Annotated in this window: 7 protein-coding genes; all 7 read left to right on the top strand. The window is 74.5% G+C overall.

The genetic code is table 11. The features are described 5' to 3' along the window. Position 1 precedes the first annotated feature (1 nt). The 7 genes from FHG89_RS16535 to FHG89_RS16505 are packed head-to-tail and all read left to right on the top strand — an operon-like array spanning position 2 to position 19723. The gene (locus FHG89_RS16535; protein WP_139585281.1) at positions 2-3532 is read left to right on the top strand and encodes a non-ribosomal peptide synthetase; all 3531 of its coding nucleotides are present in this window, start codon (positions 2-4) and stop codon (positions 3530-3532) included. A 9-nt stretch (positions 3533-3541) separates the two neighbouring features. Next, a complete protein-coding gene (locus tag FHG89_RS16530; protein WP_139585280.1) occupies positions 3542-4597 on the top strand; it encodes a MupA/Atu3671 family FMN-dependent luciferase-like monooxygenase in 1056 nt (351 codons plus the stop codon). Continuing rightward, positions 4594-9288, top strand: a complete 4695-nt coding sequence (locus FHG89_RS16525) for a non-ribosomal peptide synthetase (protein WP_139585279.1) — start codon at positions 4594-4596, stop codon at positions 9286-9288. Before FHG89_RS16530 ends, FHG89_RS16525 begins: the two co-directional genes overlap by 4 nt. Continuing rightward, positions 9285-13196, top strand: coding sequence for a non-ribosomal peptide synthetase (locus FHG89_RS16520; RefSeq protein ID WP_139585278.1), 3912 nt, complete (start codon positions 9285-9287; stop codon positions 13194-13196). Before FHG89_RS16525 ends, FHG89_RS16520 begins: the two co-directional genes overlap by 4 nt. Then, on the top strand, positions 13183-16455 hold the full coding sequence (locus tag FHG89_RS16515) for a non-ribosomal peptide synthetase (RefSeq protein WP_139585277.1): 3273 nt from the start codon (positions 13183-13185) through the stop codon (positions 16453-16455). The genes FHG89_RS16520 and FHG89_RS16515 overlap by 14 nt, the downstream gene beginning before the upstream one ends. Further along, positions 16452-18509 carry a beta-ketoacyl synthase N-terminal-like domain-containing protein gene (locus FHG89_RS16510; RefSeq protein ID WP_139585276.1) on the top strand — a complete coding sequence of 686 codons (2058 nt, stop codon included), beginning with the start codon at positions 16452-16454 and terminating at the stop codon, positions 18507-18509. The genes FHG89_RS16515 and FHG89_RS16510 overlap by 4 nt, the downstream gene beginning before the upstream one ends. Further along, complete coding sequence (locus tag FHG89_RS16505; protein ID WP_139585275.1) at positions 18506-19723, top strand: cytochrome P450; 1218 nt, start codon at positions 18506-18508, stop codon at positions 19721-19723. The genes FHG89_RS16510 and FHG89_RS16505 overlap by 4 nt, the downstream gene beginning before the upstream one ends. Positions 19724-19730: the final 7 nt, after the last annotated feature.

Genomic DNA, 19730 nt, shown 5'->3' with positions numbered 1-19730 from the left:
GGTGGGCTCCGAACGGGCGGGCGAGCGCTGCGTACACGAGGTCTTCGAGGAGCAGGTCGCCCGTACCCCGGATGCGACGGCGTTGGTGTACGGCTCGGAACGGGTGACCTACGCCGGGCTGGACGCGCGCGCGGACCGCCTGGCCCAGTGTCTCGCCGATGCCGGCGCGCGGCCCGGCGCGGTGGTCGGGGTGCACCTGGAGCGCGGCGTCGACCTGGTGGTCGCGATCCTCGCGGCGTTGAAGGCCGGGGCCGGATACCTGGTGCTCGACCCCGCCTTTCCACCGCAACGGCTGCGCGGCATGGCGGAGGATGCCGGCGTCGCCCTGGTGGTCGCCCCCACCGACGCGGCCGTGCGACGGCTCGGGACCGGAGCCCGGTTCGTCGGCGTCGACGCGGACCAGGGGCGGGAGCTGCCCCGGGGGGCCGGCCGGGCCCGCCCCGGAGACGTCGCCTGCGTCATGTTCACCTCCGGCTCCACCGACCGGCCCAAGGGTGTCGCGGCGCCGCACCACGCGATCGTCGGCACCCTGACCGGGCAGGACGGCCTGCCGACCGCGCCCGACGCGGTGTGGCTGCAGTGCGCGCCGGTCTCCTGGGACGCCTGCGTGCTGGAGCTGTGGGGCGCGCTGCTGCACGGCGGCACCTGCGTGCTGTATCCGGGGCACCGCGTGGACCCGGTGGTGTTGGCCCGCCTCGCCAGCGAGCACGGCGTCACCACGATGTACCTGTCCAGCAGCCTGTTCAACGTGGTGGTGGACGAGTATCCGGCCGCACTCGACGGCGTCCGCGACCTGCTGGTGGGCGGCGAGGCGCTGTCGCCGGCGCACGTCGGCCGGGCGCTGGACCGCTTCCCCGGGCTGCGGCTGCGCAACGGGTACGGCCCGGTCGAGGCGATGATCTTCGTGACCACCCACCCGGTGATCCGGGCCGAGGCGGAGAGCGCTGCGGTGCCGATCGGCCGGCCACTGGCCGCGAAAGCGGCATACGTGCTGGACGAGCGGCTGCGGGTGGTGCCGGACGGCGAGGTCGGCGAGCTGTACGCCGCCGGGGCCGGCCTGGCCGACGGTTACCTCGGCCGTGCGGGGCTGACCGCCGACCGGTTCGTCGCCAATCCGTTCGGCCGGCCCGGTGAACGGATGTACCGCACCGGGGACCTCGTGGTCCGCCGGGGCGTGGGCGGCCCGCTCGACTTCGTGGGACGGGTCGACGCCCAGGTGAAGGTCCGGGGCTTCCGGGTCGAACCGGCCGAGATCGAGGCGGTGCTGACCAGGCATCCGGCGGTGGAACGGGCCGCCGTCGCGGCTGCCGACGACCGCCACGGCGAGCGGCAGCTCGTGGCGTACGTGGTGCCGGCCGAGGAGTGCGCACGCCCGCCCGGGCGGGACGACCTGCGGACCCACGTCGCCGCCGTGCTGCCCGAGTTCATGGTGCCGGCGGTGGTCGTCGCGGTGGACGCGTTGCCGCTTACCGCAAACGGCAAGCTCGACCGCGCGGCCCTACCGGAGCACCTACCGGTCGGGGCGGACGGGTCCGGGGCGTCGCGTCCGCCGGGCACCGACGCCGAGAAGGCGCTGTGCGACCTGTTCGCCGAGGTGCTCGGCGTACCGTCGGTAGGGGTCGACGACGACTTCTTCGACCTGGGCGGTGACTCGCTGCGGGTGGCGCGACTGCTGAGCCGCATCCACACCGTGTTGGGCGCCGAGATCGGCGTACGGGCGATGTTCGAGGCGCCCACCGTGGCCGCGGTGGCGCGGCGCCTGGACGAGGTCCGCCGTTCCGCGACGGAGCAGCCGCCGTCGGAGGGGATCGAGAGCGCCGGACGCGGTACGCCGCTGTCGTTCGCCCAGCGACGGCTCTGGTTCCTCGACCAGGTCGACGCGGGAATCGCGTACAACATGCCGATCCTCGTCCGGCTCCGTGGCGAGGTCGACACCGCCGCCCTGCGGGTCGCGCTCCAGGATCTGGTCGACCGGCACGAGGCGCTGCGGACGGTGTTCACCGTCGACGACGGCGAACCGGAGCAGCGGGTGCTGCCGGCGGGGCAGGCGCGGCTCGACACCGCCGTGGTCCGGGTCGCCGACGACGCCGAACTCGCCGAGCGGGTCGCGTCGGCCGCCCAGTACCGGTTCCAGTTGAGCGCCGAGCCTCCGTTCCGGGCCGTGGTGTTCACCGTCGACGCCGACCAGCCCGGAGCGGCCCTGCTGCTGGTGATGCACCAGATCGCCGCGGACGGCTGGTCGCTGGCGCCCCTGCTGCACGACCTGTCAGGCGCGTACGCGGCCCGCCGGCTCGGCGCGGCGCCTGAGCTGCCGGCGCCCGAACGGCACGCCGTGGGCGCCGACCAGCAGGCGCGGATCGGCGACCCGGCCGACCTGGGCAGCGTGGCCGCCCGGCAGCTCGCCTACTGGCGTTCGGTCCTGGCCGACCTGCCGGGCGGGCTGGCCCTGCCCCGACTGGCCGACCGGCCCGCCGCCCCCGGCCCCCGGGCCGAGACCGCGGTACGGCAGGTGGACCCCGCCGTGCACGCCCGGCTCGTCGAGCTGGGCCGGCGGCACCGGGCCACGCTGTTCATGGTGCTGCACACGGCGCTGGCCGTCGTGCTGAGGCGGGCCGGCGCGGGCGACGACATCGCGGTCGGCGCGCCGATCGCCGGCCGGACCGTCGCCCCGACCGACGCGGTCGGGTTCTTCGTGAACATGCTGGCGCTGCGAACGGACCTGTCCGACGCCCCGACGCTCGCCGAGCTGCTCGCCCGGGTCCGGGAGGTCGACGTCGCGGCGTTCGCCCACCAGGACGTGCCGTTCGAACAGGTGGTGGCGGACCTCAACCCGCCGCGGTCGCCCGGTCGGCACCCCCTGGTGGATGTCGTGCTGGCCCTGCAGAACAACGCGCGGAGCAGTCTCGCCGTGACCGGCGTGCGGAGCGGGGTGGAGGTCATCCGCACCGGCGCGGCCCGGTTCGAGCTGCTGGTGGACGTGACCGACGACTACGGCCCGGACCGTACGCCGGCCGGGATCGCGGTGACCGTCGAGTACCAGGCGGAGGTCTTCGACCGGGCCGTGATGGAGTGGCTGGCGGACGCCCTGCTGCGGGTGCTCGACGCGATGGCCGAGGCGCCGCAGACCCGCCTCACCGACCTCGACGCCCGGCTGGCCCTGCCGGCGGGTGCGGACGCAGCGGCTCCGCCGCCCCGGCAGCCGTCCCGCCGACCGGTCCACGTCGCACCGCGTACCGAGCTGGAACGACGGCTGGCCGCGCTCTGGGCCGACGCGCTGGGCGTCGAGCGGGTCGGGGCGCACGACAACTTCTTCGCCCTGGGCGGGAACTCGCTGCGGGCGGTCCGGGTCGCCGCGCGGATCGCCACCGTGGAACGGCTGCCGGCGACCGCCAGCCACATCTTCGCCGCCCCGACCGTCGCCGAGCTGGCCCGGGCGTTGACCGACGCCCCGACGGTCGCCACGACCCCGATTCCCCGCCTGCCCCGCATCCCACGGGTCCGCTCCGGTCGGACCTCCCACGGTGAGGAGTGAACGACGCCCATGGACCTCAGCGTGATGTTCTTCGGCGCCGACGACTGCGACAGCGGCGCCGGCCATGCCGCCAAGTACGACGACATCCTGGAGATCACCCGGGCCGCCGACTCGCTCGGGTTCACCGCCGTGTGGACCCCCGAGCGGCACTTCCAGCAGGTCGGGCAGGTCTTCCCCAGCCCGCCGGTGCTCTCCGCGGCGCTCGCCGCGGTCACCAACCGGGTCGCCGTGCGGGCAGGCAGTGTCGTGCTGCCACTGCACCACCCGCTGCGGGTGGTCGAGGACTGGTCGGTCGTCGACAACCTGTCCCGGGGCCGCACCGGCATCTCGGTGGCCACCGGCTGGCACTCCACCGACTTCGTCCTGGCCCCCGACAGGTACGCCGGCCGGCGGCAGCAGGCCCTGGCCGACATTCCGCTGCTGCGCCGACTCTGGGCGGGCGAGGCGGTCGAACTGCCCGACGGCACCGGGCGTCCGGTGGCGGTACGACCCCAGCCCCGGCCGGTGTCCCCCCGGTTCCCCATCTGGTTGACCACCTCCGGCAGCCCCGAGACGTGGACGGCGGCCGGACGGCTGCGGACCAACGTGCTCGGCGCGACCATCGGGCAGACCCGGCAGGAGCTGGCGGAGAAGATCCGGCGCTACCGGACGGCGTACCAGGCCGCACCCGAGCAGCTGGGCACCACGGACCGGGGCACGGTCACCCTGATGGCGCACACGTACGTCGGGGCCGACGACGCCGAGGCCACCCGGCTGGCCAGCGGGCCGCTGCGGGCGTACCTGCGGTCGTACGTGGCGCAGACGGCCGCCAACCGGGCCGGCGACGGCCGGACCGCGGCGCTCACCGCCGAGCAGACCGACGCGCTCGTGGAATTCGCCAGGCAGCGCTACCTGAGCTGGGGGAGTCTGCTCGGTTCGCCGGACACCTGCCGCAGATCCCTGCTCGACCTGCGCGACCTCGGCTGCGACGAGGTGGCCTGCTTCGTCGACTTCGGTCTCGACCGGTCGGACATCCTCGCCGGGCTGCACCGGCTGGCGGAACTGCGAAAGGACCTCACGGCATGACGGTGCCAAGCAGTGCGCCCGGCGCGGGCCCGGCCAGCACCTCGACGGCGGCCCGCTTCGCCGCGCTCCGCGGCGAGCAGCGGGTCCGGCTGCTGCGCCGGCTCGTCGAGGCCGACCGGCTCGGCGAGATCCCGGCCGTGGTGCCACCGCGTGACGAGGGCGGCCCGGTGCCGCTCAGCCTCGCCCAGGAGGACCTCTGGGTCTTCGAATCGCTCTATCCGGGTACGGCGGCGCTGAACCTCTGCTGCGCGTACCACTTCGACCGGCCGGTGGCGGCTGCCGACCTGGAGCGGGCGTTGACGATCGTGCGGAAGCAGCACGACATCCTGCGCACCAGGATCGCCGGCGACGTCGGCGACCTACGCCTCGAACTCCTCCCCGCCGACCGGTTCGTCCTGGAACGCGTCGACCTCCGCGACCACGGCACGACCCTGTCCGAGGAGCTCGCGGCGTTCAGTCGCCGTCCGTTCGACCTGACCCGCGACGAACTGATGCGGGGATGCCTCGTCACCGTCGACGACACCCGCTCGTCGCTGGTGCTGGCGCTGCACCACATCGTCACCGACTGGTGGTCCTTCGACGTGCTGCACGGCGAGTTCGTCGAGGCGTACCGGGCGGTGCGGGCCGGCGTCGCGCCTCGACGGGGGCGTCCGCGGATCCAGTACGCCGACTTCGCCTCCTGGCAGCGTGAGCTGGAGGCCGCCGGGGTGTTCGACGCGCAGCTGCGGTTCTGGCGGGAGCGCCTGGCCGATCCACCTGAGCCGTTGACCGTCGGCGGCAACGCGGCAGTCGTACCGGCGACCGGCAGCGAAATCCGGCAGATCCCGTTCCACGTCGACGCCGGGACCGAGGCGACCCTGCGCGCGTTCGCCCGCGAGCGCGGCGCGACCGCGTACGGCGTGCTGATGACCGCGTTCGCGGTGCTGGCGTACCGGCTGTCCGGGCGGGCCGACTTCGTCATCGGCACCCCGACGGCCAACCGTTCGGCCACGGGCCTCGACCGGGTCATCGGCTACGTGATGAACGCTCTGCCCACCCGCTGGCGGATCGGACCCACCGACAGCTTCGCCGACCTGCTGGGCGGGTTCACCACGGGCTTTCCCCGGATGCTGGCCAACGCCGAGGTGCCGGTCGGCCGGATCGTGAGCGCCGTCGGCGCGCAGCGCACGCACGGCCGGTCCCCGCTGTTCCAGTGGGTGTTCATGCACCTGAACCGACAGGAGAGCGTCCGCGCGCTGCGGGAGATCGCCGAGCCGGAGCGTGTCCACACCGGCGGCGAACACGACCTCGTCGGCATCACCCGGGACACCGAGGACGGCATCGAGGGCACGTTCGAGATCCGCACCGACGTGTATCCGGCCGAGGTGGTGCGGAGCTGGGCCGAAAGCTTCCCGGTGCTGCTGGCCGGACTGCTGGCCGAACCGGAGGTGCCGGTCGGTGCCGTCGCCCTGCTCGGCGGGGACGAGCGGCGGCGACTGCGTACGGCGGGCGACGGCGACCGGCTCGACCTACCGCCGGCGTCCATCGCCGACCTGGCCGCCCGGCGGGCCGCCGAGACGCCCGACGCGGTCGCCGTCGAATCGGACGACCTGTCGCTGACGTACGCCGAACTGCTCGACCGGGCCGACCGTCTGGCGGGCCGCCTGCGGGAGCACGGCGTCGGCGCGGAGAGCGTGGTGGCGCTGGCACTGGGCCGTACCGTGGCGACTGTCGTCGCCGTGCTCGCGGTGCAGCGCGCCGGCGGCGCGTACCTGCCGATCGACCTGGACTATCCGGCGGACCGGATCCGGTTGCTGTTCGACGACGCGGCGCCGGTGCTTGTGGTCACCGACGCCGAGGCGGCGCTGCCGGAGACCGGCGTACCCCGGCTGGTGCTGGGTCCGGCGGACCTCGCGGGCGAACCGGCCGGCGCGGCGGCCCGGACGGTACCCGCCGCCGCCGGCTACCTGATGTACACCTCCGGCTCGACCGGTCGGCCCAAGGGCGTCGTGGTCACCCACAGCGGCATCGCGAGCCTGGCCGAGGCGTTGGTACGCCGGTTCGAGCTGACCCCGCAGAGCCGGGTGCTGCACCTCAGCTCGCCCAGCTTCGACATCTCCGTCGGCGAGCTGTGCATGGCCTTCGGCTCGGGCGGAACCCTGGTGATCCCACAGTCGGGGCCGCTCGTCGGCGCCGCACTCGGGGACGTCCTGCGCGAGCGCCGGGTGACCTGCGTGCTGCTTCCGCCGGCCGTGCTGGCCAGCGTGCCTCCCGCCGAGTACCCGGAGCTGCGGACGGTGTGCGTCGGGGCGGACGTCTGTCCACCGGAGCTGGTCGCGGCGTGGGCGTCGCCGGGGCGTCGGTTCCACAACGCGTACGGGCCGACCGAGACCACTGTGGGCGTGACGGTCAGCGAACCGCTCACGCCCGGCGGTGGCGCCCCGCCGATCGGCCGACCGATCACCAACACGACCGTGCACGTGCTCGACGCGCGGCTGCGCCCGGTGCCGGTCGGGGTGCCCGGCGAGCTGTACCTCGCCGGCGAGGGCCTGGCCCGGGGATATCTGGGCCAACCGGCGGCGACCGCCGAACGGTTCGTCGCGGACCCGTACGCCCGGCGGCCCGGTGCCCGGATGTACCGCAGCGGTGACCTGGTGCGGTGGCGGGCGGACGGCCAACTGGACTTCCTCGGCCGCACCGACGGGCAGCTGAAGCTGCGCGGATTCCGGGTCGAGCCGGCCGAGATCGAGGCGGTGCTCGCCAAGCACGCATCGGTGGCCCGTGCGGTGGTGCTGCTGCGCGAGGACACCCCGGGGGACCGCCGACTGGTCGCCTACCTGGTGCCGCGCCCCGGAGCGCAGATCCGACCGGACGCGGTCCTGGCGCACGCGCTGGCCGCGCTGCCCGTGCAGATGGTGCCGAGCGCGTTCGTTCCGCTGGAGACGCTGCCCACCACCGCGCACGGCAAGCTCGACCGGGCCGCGCTGCCCGCTCCGGTCAGCCAGCCGAAGCCCTCGTCGGCCCGGCCCGGCAACGCCACCGAGGAAGTGCTCTGCGGGCTCTTCGCCGAGCTGCTGGGAGTCCCGCAGGTCGGCGTGGACGACGGCTTCTTCGAGCTCGGTGGGGACAGCATCATGGCGCTGCTGCTGGTCAGTCGCGCCCGGGCGGCCGGACTGGAGCTCACCCTGCGCGAGGTGTTCACCGCCCGGACGCCTGCCGGTCTGGCGGTACTCGCCCGTGCCGGTGTGGTCGCCGCCGCGCCCCAGTGGTCCGGTCCGGGTCGGTTTCCGCTCACCCCGGTCATGTCCTGGTGGTGCGAGCACGGCACCGAGCCGGCCGCGTTCGCCCTGTCGGTGCACTTCCCGGTCCCGGCCGCGCCCGACGCCTGGCGCATCGACGAGGCGCTGCGGATCCTGACCGACCGGCACGACGCCCTGCGGCTGCGACTGCTGCGGCCCGCGCCCGACGACCGGGCCCTGGAGGTCTCGCCGCCCGGCTCGGCCCCGCCCGGCGCGGTGGTCCGGGTGGACGCCGCCGCGATGACGGAGTCCGAGCGCGCGATGGCGATCCAGGAGGCGGCGGCGCGGACGCGGCTGGCGCCGGAGGCCGGTGACCTGCTGGCTGCGGTGTGGTTCGACCACGGGCCCGGGCAGGACGGACGCCTGTTGCTGACCGTGCATCACCTGGCCGTCGACGCGGTCTCCCTGCACATCCTGCACCGGGAGATGATCGAGCTGTTGACCGCCGACCGGCCCGCCGAGTCGGTGCTGGCCGGCCCGGCGCCGGGTACGTCGATGCGGCGCTGGGCGGAACTGCTCCACGCGCGGGCCGACGAGGTGGCCGACGACCTTCCACGGTGGACCGACGTGCTGACCGGGCCGGATTCCCGACTGCTGCCCGATCGGGTCACCACCGGCCGGCGGGCCACCCTGACGGTCAGCCTGCCGGCGGCCGAGACCGAGCCGGTGCTCTCCCAGATCCCGGCGGCCTTCCGGTGCGGGACTGAGGACGTGCTGCTGACGGCGCTGCTCGCGGCCGTCGTACGGTGGCGTGGCCGGGGTACCGGCCTGCTCCTCGATCGCGAGGCGCACGGCCGGGACGCACCTGTGGACGGGGTGGACCTCGCCGGCACGGTCGGATGGTTCACCACCCGGTACCCGGTCCGGCTGGACGCCCCGGCGGCGGCGACCGAGGCGTTCTGGCGAGGCGGGGCCGACACCGGCACGGCGCTCAAAGAGGTGAAGGAGCAGCTCCGCGCGGTGCCGGCGGGCGGGCTGGACTACGGCCTGCTGCGGTACGTCAACCCGGAGACCGCCTCGACGCTTGCGAAACTGCCCGAGCCGGACGTCGGATTCAACTACCTGGGCCGTTTCGAGTCGACGGCCGGCGGCGTCGAGCTGCTCGGCGTGGTGTGCGCCGAGGCGCTGCCGTTGACCCGTGCCCTGGACGTGGACGCCGTCACACGGGTGGGCCCGGACGGCCCGTACCTGGCCACCACCTGGTCGTACGCGATCGGCACGCTCGGCGAGACGGATGTGCGTGAGCTGGTCGAGCACTGGAGGTCCGCCCTGCGGGTGCTCGCCGACCACGCGTCGACCGCCGGGGCCGGCGGCGTGACCCGCTCCGACTTCCCGCTTGTGGACCTCAGCCAGGAGCAGCTCGACGCCCTGGTGGACGACCTGGACGCCCCGGGCCGGGGCGGTTCGTGGTGAGCGGCGGCGCCCTGGCCGACCTGCTGCCCCTCACACCGGCTCAGGAGGGCCTGCTCTACCACGCCCTGGTCGACGATTCGGGGCTGGACGTCTACCTGGTGCAGGTCCGGTTCCGGATCGACGGCCCGGTGGACCCGCAGCGGCTGCGGGGCGCGATGGCGGCGCTGCTCGTGCGACACCCGAACCTGCGGGCCTGTTTCCGGCACAAGGGCCTGGCCCGGCCGGTGCAGGTGGTGCCGCGCGAGGTGTCGGTGCCGTGGACAGAGGTCGACCTGGCCGGACGCGACCCGGCCGAGGCGCAGGAGGAACTGCGGCGTCTCCTGGCGACCGACCGCGTCCGGCGGTTCGAGATGACCCGCCCGCCGCTGCTGCGGTGCGCCCTGGTCCGGTTCGGCGCGGAGCGGGCCGAACTGATCGTGACGCTGCACCACATCCTGGTCGACGGCTGGTCGATGCCGATCCTGGCCCGGGACCTGGTCGCGCTCTACGCGGGTCGGAGCGCCGAGCTGCCGCCCGCGCCGCCGTTCCGGGAGTACCTGGCCTGGCTTCGTGGCCTCGACGGTGAGGCTGCTGCCGGAGCATGGCGGGCCGCCCTGGCCGGGCTCGGGCGGCCGACGCTTGTCGCCCCCGGCCCGGTGACCCGTACTCCGGTCCAACCCGCGACTGTCGAGTGTGGGCTGTCCGCCGCACTTGTCGCCGCGGTACGCCGGCGGGCCGGCGGGGCCGGGTTGACGGTGAACACCATCGTCCAGGTCGCCTGGGCTCTGGTGCTCGCCCGGATGACAGGTACCGACGATGTGGTCTTCGGCGCGGTCGTGTCGGGTCGCCCTCCGGAGCTGTCCGGGGTGGAGACGATGGTCGGCCTGTTGATCAACACCGTGCCGGTCCGGGTCCGGCTGCGGCCGGGGGAGCGGGTCGGCGACCTGCTGGCCCGCGTGCACGACGAGCAGTTGGCGCTGACCCCGCACCACCACGTACGGCTGGCCGAGACGCAGCGCCTGGCCGGGGTGGGCGAACTGTTCGACACGATGCTGGCGTTCGAGAACTTCCCGCGCGGCGCGACCGACCCGGACGAGGCCGCCGGGCCACGCCTGGTCGAGGTGTGGGACGCCACCCACTATCCGCTGACCGTCACGCTGGTGGCCGCCGACGGGCTCTGGCTGCGGCTCGGCTACCGCCCCGACTGCTTCGGCGCCGTCGAGGCGGATCTGGTCGCGCGGCGGCTGGTCCGTGCCCTCGACCTGCTGGCCGGTGACCCGGACGCGCGCGTGGACGGGGTCGACGTACTGCCGGCGACAGAGCGGCGCGACCTGCTGAGCGTCTGGAACGCCACCGCGCGCCAGGTGCCCGGCCGCAGCGTGCCCGAGCGGTTCGCGGCCCAGGTGGCGAGCACCCCCGACGCGGTGGCGGTCGAGTCCGCCGACGACGTCCTCAGCTACCGCGAGCTGGCCGCCCGGGCCGATGCCCTGGCCGGCCGGCTCGCCGCGGCGGGCGTCGGCCCGGAGTTCCCGGTCGGGCTGCTGCTGGGCCGGTCGACGGAGCTGGTGGTCGGCCAGCTCGCGGTGCTGGTGGCCGGGGGTCACTACGTGCCGCTCGACCCCGCCCAGCCCCGGTCCCGGCTGGTCCGGCTGATGCGGGACGCCGGGGTACGGATCGTCCTGGCCGACCGGATGCCGGACTGGATCCCCGACGACCTGCACGTCGTCACCCCGGGGAGCACCGACGGGGGTGCGATCGCGGCCGGCCCCGCTGCGGTGACGTCCCACCCCGACCGCGCCGCGTACGTGATGTACACCTCCGGCTCGACCGGCACCCCGAAGGGCGTGGTCGCGACCCACCGGAATCTGCTGGCGTTGGCCGCCGACCGGTGCTTCGCCGACGGCGCGCACGCCCGGGTGCTGCTGCACAGCCCGCACACCTTCGACGCGGCCAGCTACGAACTGTGGGTGCCGCTGCTGACCGGCGGCACGGTGGTGGTCGCGCCACCCGGACCACTGGAGCCGGACGCCCTCAAACGGATCCTCACGGACAGCCGGATCACCGCGCTCTGGCTCACCGCCGAGCTGTTCCGGACCGTGGCCCAGCTCGCCCCGGACGTCCTCGCCGGGCTGGCCGAGGTGTGGACCGGCGGGGACGTCGTCGAACCCGACGCGGTGCGCCGGGTCCAGCGGGCCGCTCCGCGGCTGCGGGTGGTGAACGGGTACGGCCCCACCGAGACCACCACCTTCGCCACCCGCCACCCGATCCGCCGCCCACCGGCCGCCGGCCCGGTCCCCATCGGCCGTCCGCTGGACAACACCCGGGCGTACGTGCTGGACGCCCGGCTGCGCCCGGTCCCGGTCGGCGTCGTGGGGGAGTTGTACCTGGCCGGCGCCGGCCTCGCCCGCGGCTACCTCGGCCAGCCGGCCCGGACGGCGGAGCGGTTCGTCGCCTCGCCGTACACGCCCGAGCGGGGTGCCCGCATGTACCGCACCGGCGACCTGGCGCGCTGGAACACCGACGGCGAGCTGGAGTTCGTCGGTCGGTCCGACGACCAGGTGAAGGTCAGGGGCTTCCGGATCGAGCCGGCCGAGGTCGAGGCGGTCCTGCGCTCCGGCCCGGGCGTCCGCCGCGCGGTGGTCGCCGCCACGGCCGGACCGGACGGGGGGCGGCAGCTCGTCGCGTACCTCGTCCTGGACGGCGACGGCGACGGCGACCTCGCGACCGTTCGCGGGTACGCGGCGCAGCGGCTGCCCGCCCACCTGCTGCCGACCGGATACCAGCGCATCGACGAGGTGCCCCTGACCCGGCACGGGAAGCTGGACCGGGCCGCCCTGCCACAGCAGGTGCAACGCGTCGCCTCGTCGACCGCGACGACGCCCGCCTCGGCGCGGGAGACGACCCTGTGCGAGCTGTTCGCCACCGTGCTGGGCGTGCCGGCGGTGGGGCCGGACGACAACTTCTTCCTGGCCGGCGGTCACTCCCTGCTCGCGATGCGCCTCGTCGCGGCCATCGAGGACGCACTCGGCAGCCGGCTCCCCATCGGCGCGCTGTTCGACGCGCCGACCCCGCGCACTCTCGCCGGCCGGCTCGACGCCGCCCGAGGCGACCTCGGACTGGCGCCCCTGCTCGCGCTGCGCGGCGACGGCGACCGTACGCCGCTGTTCTGCCTGCACCCGGCGATGGGACTCGGCTGGTCGTACACGGCGCTGCTGCCGCACCTGCCGGGCCGACAGGTGTACGCCCTCCAGTCGACAGTGCTCGGCGGGCACACCCCGCCGCCGGTGAGCATCGAACAGATGGCGCGGGAGTACCTGCCCCGGATCCGGGCGGCGCAGCCGACCGGGCCGTACCTGCTGCTGGGCCGGTCGTTCGGCGGCCTGCTGGCGTACGAGCTGGCCGGCCAGCTCCGTCGGGCCGGGCAGCGGGTGGGGCTGGTGGCCGTCCTGGACGCCGTACCGGTCACGGCGCTCACCGACGGGGTGCCCGAGCCGCCGGACGACGACCTGCTGGAGCAGGAGATGTTGCGTATCCTGCTCCAGGCGGGGCCACCGGAGCTGCTCGACCAGCCGGGACCGCTGCGCCGCGCCGAGGTGTTCGCGGCGCTGCGGACCAGCGACGGCCCGCTGCGGGGTGCGACCGAGCGGCGGCTCGCCGCGCTTGTCGAGCTGGGCGGCCATCATCTCCGGCTGACCCGGAGCTACCTGCCGTCGCGGTACGACGGTGAGGTGCTGCTCTTCTCGGCCACCGCCGAACCCGGTGGCCTGACCTCCGAGGCGAAGGCCGCCGCCTGGCGGCGGACCGCCGGGCAGGTCCGGGTACGCGACCTCGACTGCGCCCACCGCGACGTGCTGCGGGCGGGGCCCGTCGCCGAGATCGCCGCCACCATCGATCCGTTTCTCAGGAGGGCCGACAATGCTGCCCGCTGACGTGAGCGACCGCGCCGACGAACCGGTGGAGTACGAGTTTCCGGTGTCACCCGCGCAGGCCAGCCTCCTCGTGCTGGAGCGGCTGCACGCCGGCAGCGCTCAGTACCATGTGCCTGTCGCGTTCGCCGTCCACGGCCCGTTCGACGTCGACGCCTTCACCCGCGCCCTCGACGCGCTTGTGGCCCGGCACGAGTCGCTGCGCACCGTCTTTCGTACCGTCGACGGCGAGCACCGTCAGGTGGTGGCCGCCGAGGCGAGTGCCGACGTGCGCGTCGACCGGGGTGTCTCGCCCGCCGGGGTCGACGCGGCGATGCGTGCCGAGGCGGCCCGACCGTTCGACCTCGCGGGCGGCCCGCTGCTGCGCTGCCGCCTGTACGCCCTCACCGACGGCGACCACCGGATCCTGTTGACCGTCCACCACCTGGTCTGCGACGGCTGGGCGATGGAGATCATGCTGCGCGAGCTGGCCGAGCACTACCGGGTCGAACGCGACGGCGACGGCACGCCCCCGCAGCCGCTGCCGATCCAGTTCCCCGACTACGCCGCCTGGCAGCGGGACCGCCTCGCCAGCGGTGGGTACGCCGACTCGGTGGCCCACTGGCGGCGGACACTGTGCGGGGCGCCGACGGTGCTCGCCCTGCCCGGCGATCGGCCCCGCCCCGCGGTGCAGACCCCGGCCGGTGGGGTGGAGTCGTTCCTCCTGCCGGTCGGGCTGCGGGAACGGCTGGCGGAGCTGGCCCGTACCCGGGACACCACGCCGTTCGTGGTCCTGCTGGCCGCCTACGCCGCGTTCGTGAATCGGCTGTCGGGCCACGACGACCTTGTCGTCGGCATCCCCGTCGCGGGCCGGGACCACCCGGACGTGCAGGGCATGGTCGGCCTGCTGACCAACACCCAGGTGCTGCGTGTCGACCTGGCGGGGGAGCCGAGCTTCACCGACCTCGTGGACCGGGTCAGGGACCTGCTGCACGACGCCCGCGACCACCAGGACGCGCCGTTCAGCGCCGTGGTCGACGCGGTGGCCCCGCAGCGCCAGCCGAGCCACGACCCGGTCGTGCAGGTGGTGTTCGCCTACGACGACGAGACGGTGCTGGAACTGGACCTCCCGCCGGCCCGGGTCGAGCGGGTGCCGCTCGTGCTGGACGTGGCGAAGTTCGACTTCCTGCTGTACGTGGAGCGCTGGGGGACGGACCTGGTCGGGCAGTTCATCTACCGCGGCGAGCTGTTCGATCCGGCCACCGTCAGGCACTGGGCAAGCGGCTTCCAGGTGCTGTTGGACGACCTGCTCGACCGTCCGGACCGGCAGACGGTCGCCGCCGAGATGCTCGACGCGCGGCAGCGGCGCCGGATGCTGCACGAGTGGAACAGCACCACGGTGGACGTGTCGGACCGCCTCGTGCCCGATCTGGTGGCCGAACGCGCCGCCGAACGTCCCCAGGCGACGGCGCTGGTCTGCGGCGACACCGTCCTGAGCTACCGCGAACTGCTGACGCGAGCCGACCGGTTGGCGGCCGAGCTGGTGACCGCCGGGGTCGGCCCGGAGGTCCCGGTCGGACTGTGCCTGCCCCGGTCCGCCGAGATGGCCGTCTGCGCGCTCGCCGTGCTCCGGGCCGGCGGCGCCTACCTGCCGCTCGACCCGGAGCAGCCGTCGGCGCGGCTGCGCGAGATGCTCGCCGGGGCCGGCGCCCGACTGGTGCTGCTGGGCGCCGGCACCGCCCGGCGCTCCGGGGAACTCGGCCTGCCGACGCTCGTGGTGACGGCCGGAGCGGCCGACGTGCTCACCCGCCCGGAGCCCGGCCCTCGGATCGCCATGGGAGCGCCCGGCCCGGACAACGCCGCGTACATCCTCTACACGTCCGGCTCGACGGGCACTCCCAAGGGCGTGAGCGTGCCCCATCGGGCGCTTACCAACCTGGCCACGGCGGTGCGTCCACAGTTCCCGGTCACCGCGACGGACCGGGTCCTCCAGTACGTCGCGTTCGGCTTCGACGTCGCCGTGTCGGACCTCTTCTTCACCTGGGTCGCCGGGGCCGAACTGCACATCGCCGGTGAGCACGAGCGGCTCGGCGAGGCGCTGTACCGACGGCTGCGGGACTCCCGCATCACGTACGTCTTCCTGCCACCGACGGCGGCCATGTCGCTGCCCTGCTCGCCGGACGCCCTGCCCGACCTACGCACGATCGCCGTCGGCGGCGAGCCGTGCCCGGCCGAACTCGTCGACAGGTGGGCCGTGTCCGGCCGCCGGCTGGTCGACGCGTACGGGCCGAGCGAGGCCACCATCTACGCCACCACCGCCGAGCTGCGCCCCGGCGAGCCTGTGGTGATCGGCCGTCCGGTGGCGAACGGCCGCGCGTACCTGCTCGACAGGCTGCTGCGGCCGGTGCCGGTCGGCGTGGTCGGCGAGATCTACCTGGCCGGCACCCACCTGGCCCGGGGGTACGCCAACCAGCCCGGGCTCACCGCCGAGCGCTTCGTCGCCAACCCGTTCGGCCCGCCCGGGGAGCGGATGTACCGCACCGGGGACCTCGGCAGGTACGACGCCGAGGGGACGCTCAGCTACCTCGGCCGGTCCGACAACCAGGTGAAGATCCGTGGTTTCCGGGTCGAGCTCGGGGAGATCGAGGCCGTGCTGGTCCGCCATCCGGCGGTGGCGGCGGCCGTCGCGGCGGTGCTCGGCGACGGCGCCCTGCGCCGGCTGGTGGCGTACGTGGTGGGCGTGGACGGCACGCCGCCGGGAGCCAGCGAACTGCGTGGCTGGCTGGCCGAGCGGCTGCCCGGCTACATGGTGCCGGAGAGCGTGGTGCCGCTGGCCGAGCTGCCGACCGGACGGACCGGGAAGGTCGACCGCGCCCGGCTACCGGCCCCGCCGACCACCCGACCCGACCTGGCGCACCGGTACGTGGCGCCGACCACCGGGACCGAACTCCGGCTGGCGACGGTCTGGCGCCAGGTGCTGGAGCTGGACCGGGTCGGCGTCCACGACAACTTCTTCGAGCTGGGCGGCAACTCCCTGCGGCTGCTGGGGGTGCTGTCCGCGCTGCACGAGCAGGGCGACGCCGGACTGAGCATGGTCGACCTGTTCCGGTACCCCACCGTCGCCGCCCTCGCCGCGCACCTGGACGGTCCCGGCGATCCCGGGCCGTCGGCCGGTGTCGACGCGGGCCGACGCCGGGGCCAGGACCGGCGGGCCCGGCTGATGACCCGTACCGCGCGAGCCCGGCCGGCCGGTGACGACACAGTGGAAGGTGGCCCGACATGACCGAAGCGCCAGCAGTGGCGATCGTGGGGATGAGTGGGCGTTTCCCCGGCGCCCGGGACCTCGGCGAGTACTGGGAGAACCTCCGCTCCGGCGTCTGCTCGATCGCCACCTTCGACGTGGAGGAGCTACGGGCCGCAGGTGTCGGTCCGGCCGAGCTGGCCCATCCGGCGTACGTGCCCGCGAAGGGGCACCTGGCCGGTGCGGACCGCTTCGAGGCGGAGATCTTCGGCTTCAACCGCACCGAGGCCGCGATCCTGGACCCGCAGCACCGGCTGCTCCTGGAGACCACGTGGAGCGCGTTGGAGGACGTCGGCTACGACCCCCGCCACGTGCCCCACCGGACTGGCGTGTACGTCGGCGGCAGCCCCACCGACCACATGCTCGCCGCCGCCGTGGATCGCCGGCTCGCCGCCGAGTTGGGGCCGCTGCAACTGCGCATCCTCACCGACCGTGAGTTCCTGGCGCCCTGGGTGTCGTACCGTCTCGGGCTGGACGGCCCCAGCCTCAGCGTGCAGACCGCCTGCTCCACCTCGCTGACCGCGGTACACCTGGCCGCGCAGGCGCTGCTGCTCGGCGAGTGTGACACCGCCGTGGCGGGCGGGGTCTCGGTGGACTCGGTGCACCCGCGCGGCTACCTGTACCGCGACGGCGGCATCTTCTCGCCGGACGGGCGGTGCCGGCCCTTCGACGAGAAGGCGGCCGGCACGGTCAGCGGCAACGGCGTCGGGGTGCTGGTGCTGCGGCGGCTGGCGGACGCGCTCGCCGACGCGGACCCGATCCACGCCGTCATCCTGGGTTCGGCGGTCACCAACGACGGCGCGGCGAAGGTGGGCTTCACCGCGCCCGGCGTCGACTCGCAGAGCAGGGCGATCGTCGAGGCCTGGTCGGCGGCGGGCCTCGACCCGACCGCCGCCCAGTACCTGGAGATGCACGGGACCGCCACCGAGTTGGGCGACCGTGTCGAGCTGGCCGCGACCGCCGCCGCGGTCGGCGCCACCAGACCTGGCCGGCCCTGCGGGATCGGCTCGGTCAAGTCGAACATCGGGCACCTCGACGCGGCGGCCGGGGTGGCGAGCCTGATCAAGGTCGCGCTGATGCTGGGCCACCGGAGCATGGCGCCGACGGCCAACGCCAGCGGGCCGCATCCGGACCTGGCGCGGATGCCGGGGTTCGAGCGGATCACCCGGTTGACCCCGTGGGACCGACCGGACGGCGGCCAGCGGCTGGCCGGGGTGACGGGGCTGGGCATCGGGGGCACAAACGTGCACGTGGTGCTGGCCGAGGCACCCGAACCGGACCGCCCGGTTCCGCCGGACCGTCCCGAGCTGCTGCCGATCTCCGCGCGGACGGACGCTCAACTGCGCCGCGCGGCCGCCGAGCTGGCTGCCGCGCTGCGCGCGCCCGCGCCGCCGATCCTCGCGGACGTCGCGTACACCCTGCGCAGCGGGCGGAGCGCGCACGCCGCGCGGGCGTACGTGGTGGCCGGCAGCACCGCCGAGGCGGCCGACGCGCTGGAGGCCCTGGCCGAGGGCCGGCAGGTGACGTACGCCGGGCAGGCCGAGGAACTGCGGATGCTCGGCGACTCCTGGGTCCGGGGCGCGGACGTACGGTGGCCGGCGCCGGCCAGCGGCGCGCGGCGGACGCACCTGCCGACCTACCCCTTCGCCGGAGAGAGCCTCGGCGCGTTGAGCCTCACCACGGCGGTCACCATGACCCCGGCGCCGCAGCCGGTGGCCTCGCCACCTGCCGACGAGCCCGCCGGCCCCGCCCGGCCGGTCACCGAGGCCGCCGTGACCGAGCTGCTCGTCACCGCCCTCGGGCTGACCGGACCGGACGACCTCGACAAGTCGTACTTCACCGTGGGCGGGGACTCGCTCACCGCTGTCCACCTGATCGGCCGGCTCGACGACGACCTGGGCATCCGGGCGCCTATCGAACTCTTCCTGGAGCCGGTCAGCCTCCGTGAAATCGTCGCCCGGCTGACCGTGATGGGGGGTGGCGCGGACGACGCCCTGCTCGCCGCCCTGCTCGACGAGGCGGAGTCGTCGCAGTGACGGGCGAACCGGCGACTGTCGACGCGGGCGCGGTCGACCTGCTCGACCCGTACGTGCACGCCACCCGGGATCTGACCGGCAGGTGGCGGTGGCTGCGCCGCCACGACCCGGTGCACTGGCATCAGGCAGGTGCCGCGAAGGGTTTCTGGGTGGTCACCCGTCACGCCGACGTCCTGCGTGTGGTCCGGGACAGTGACACCTTCACCTCGATGCGCGGCAACATGCTCGGCACGCTGCTGCGCGGTCGCGACCCGGGTGCGGGCCGGATGCTCGTGGTCACCGATGGCCGGTTCCACACCGGTCTGCGCAGTCTGCTCGTCGGCGGGTTCGCTCCACGGGCGCTGCGGCCGGTGACCCACTCCATCACGCGGGCCACCCGCGAACTCCTTCGTCGCCTGGTGGAGCGGGGCGGCGGCGACTTCGTCGCCGAGGTGGCGGCGCAGGTGCCCCTTCAGGCGATCTGCGAACTGCTCGGCGTCCCCGAGGTGGACCGGCCGCGCGTCCTGGAGCTGACCGGAGCGGCGATGCTCGGCGAGCCCGCCGACCAGGCGGGCATGGAGGCCCGCATAGCGCAGAGCGAGATCCTGCTGTACTACACCCGGCTGGCCGCCGCGCGCCGCGACGCACCCGCCGACGACGTCATCAGCCTCCTGGTCGCAGGCACCGTCGACGATCGTCCGCTGACCGACGAGGAGGTGCTGCTGAACTGCTACAACCTCGTCATCGGCGGGGACGAGACGGCCCGGCTCGCCCTCGCGGGCGGACTGCTGGCCCTGGCCACACATGACGAGCAGTGGGTACGGCTGATGGCGGATCCGGCCCTCGTGCACAGCGGCGCCGAGGAGATCCTGCGTTGGACCACGCCGGCGGCGCACGTCGGCCGTACCGTGACGGCCGACACCGAACTGCGCGGCCGGGCCCTCTCCGAGGGCGATGTGGTGACACTGTGGATGGTGTCGGCCAACCGCGACGAGGATGTCTTTGCCGCCCCGGACACGTTCGACCTGGCGCGGCAGCCCAACCGGCACCTGACCTTCGGGTACGGCCCGCACTTCTGCCTGGGCGCCCAGTTGGCCCGCGAGGAGATCCGTGCCCTGCTCGCCGAACTGCGGGCGACCGTGCGGAGCGTCGAGGTGACCGGGCCGGTCCGGCGGCTGCCGTCGAACTTCATCACCGGACTGAGCACTCTGCCGGTCGCCCTGACACCCCGTTGAGGTCATG

This window comes from Micromonospora orduensis, assembly GCF_006228125.1.
Classification (GTDB): Bacteria; Actinomycetota; Actinomycetes; order Mycobacteriales; family Micromonosporaceae; genus Micromonospora; species Micromonospora orduensis.
The sequence above is the reverse complement of the archived record's forward strand: the minus strand, read 5'-3'. Positions and strand labels throughout refer to the sequence as shown.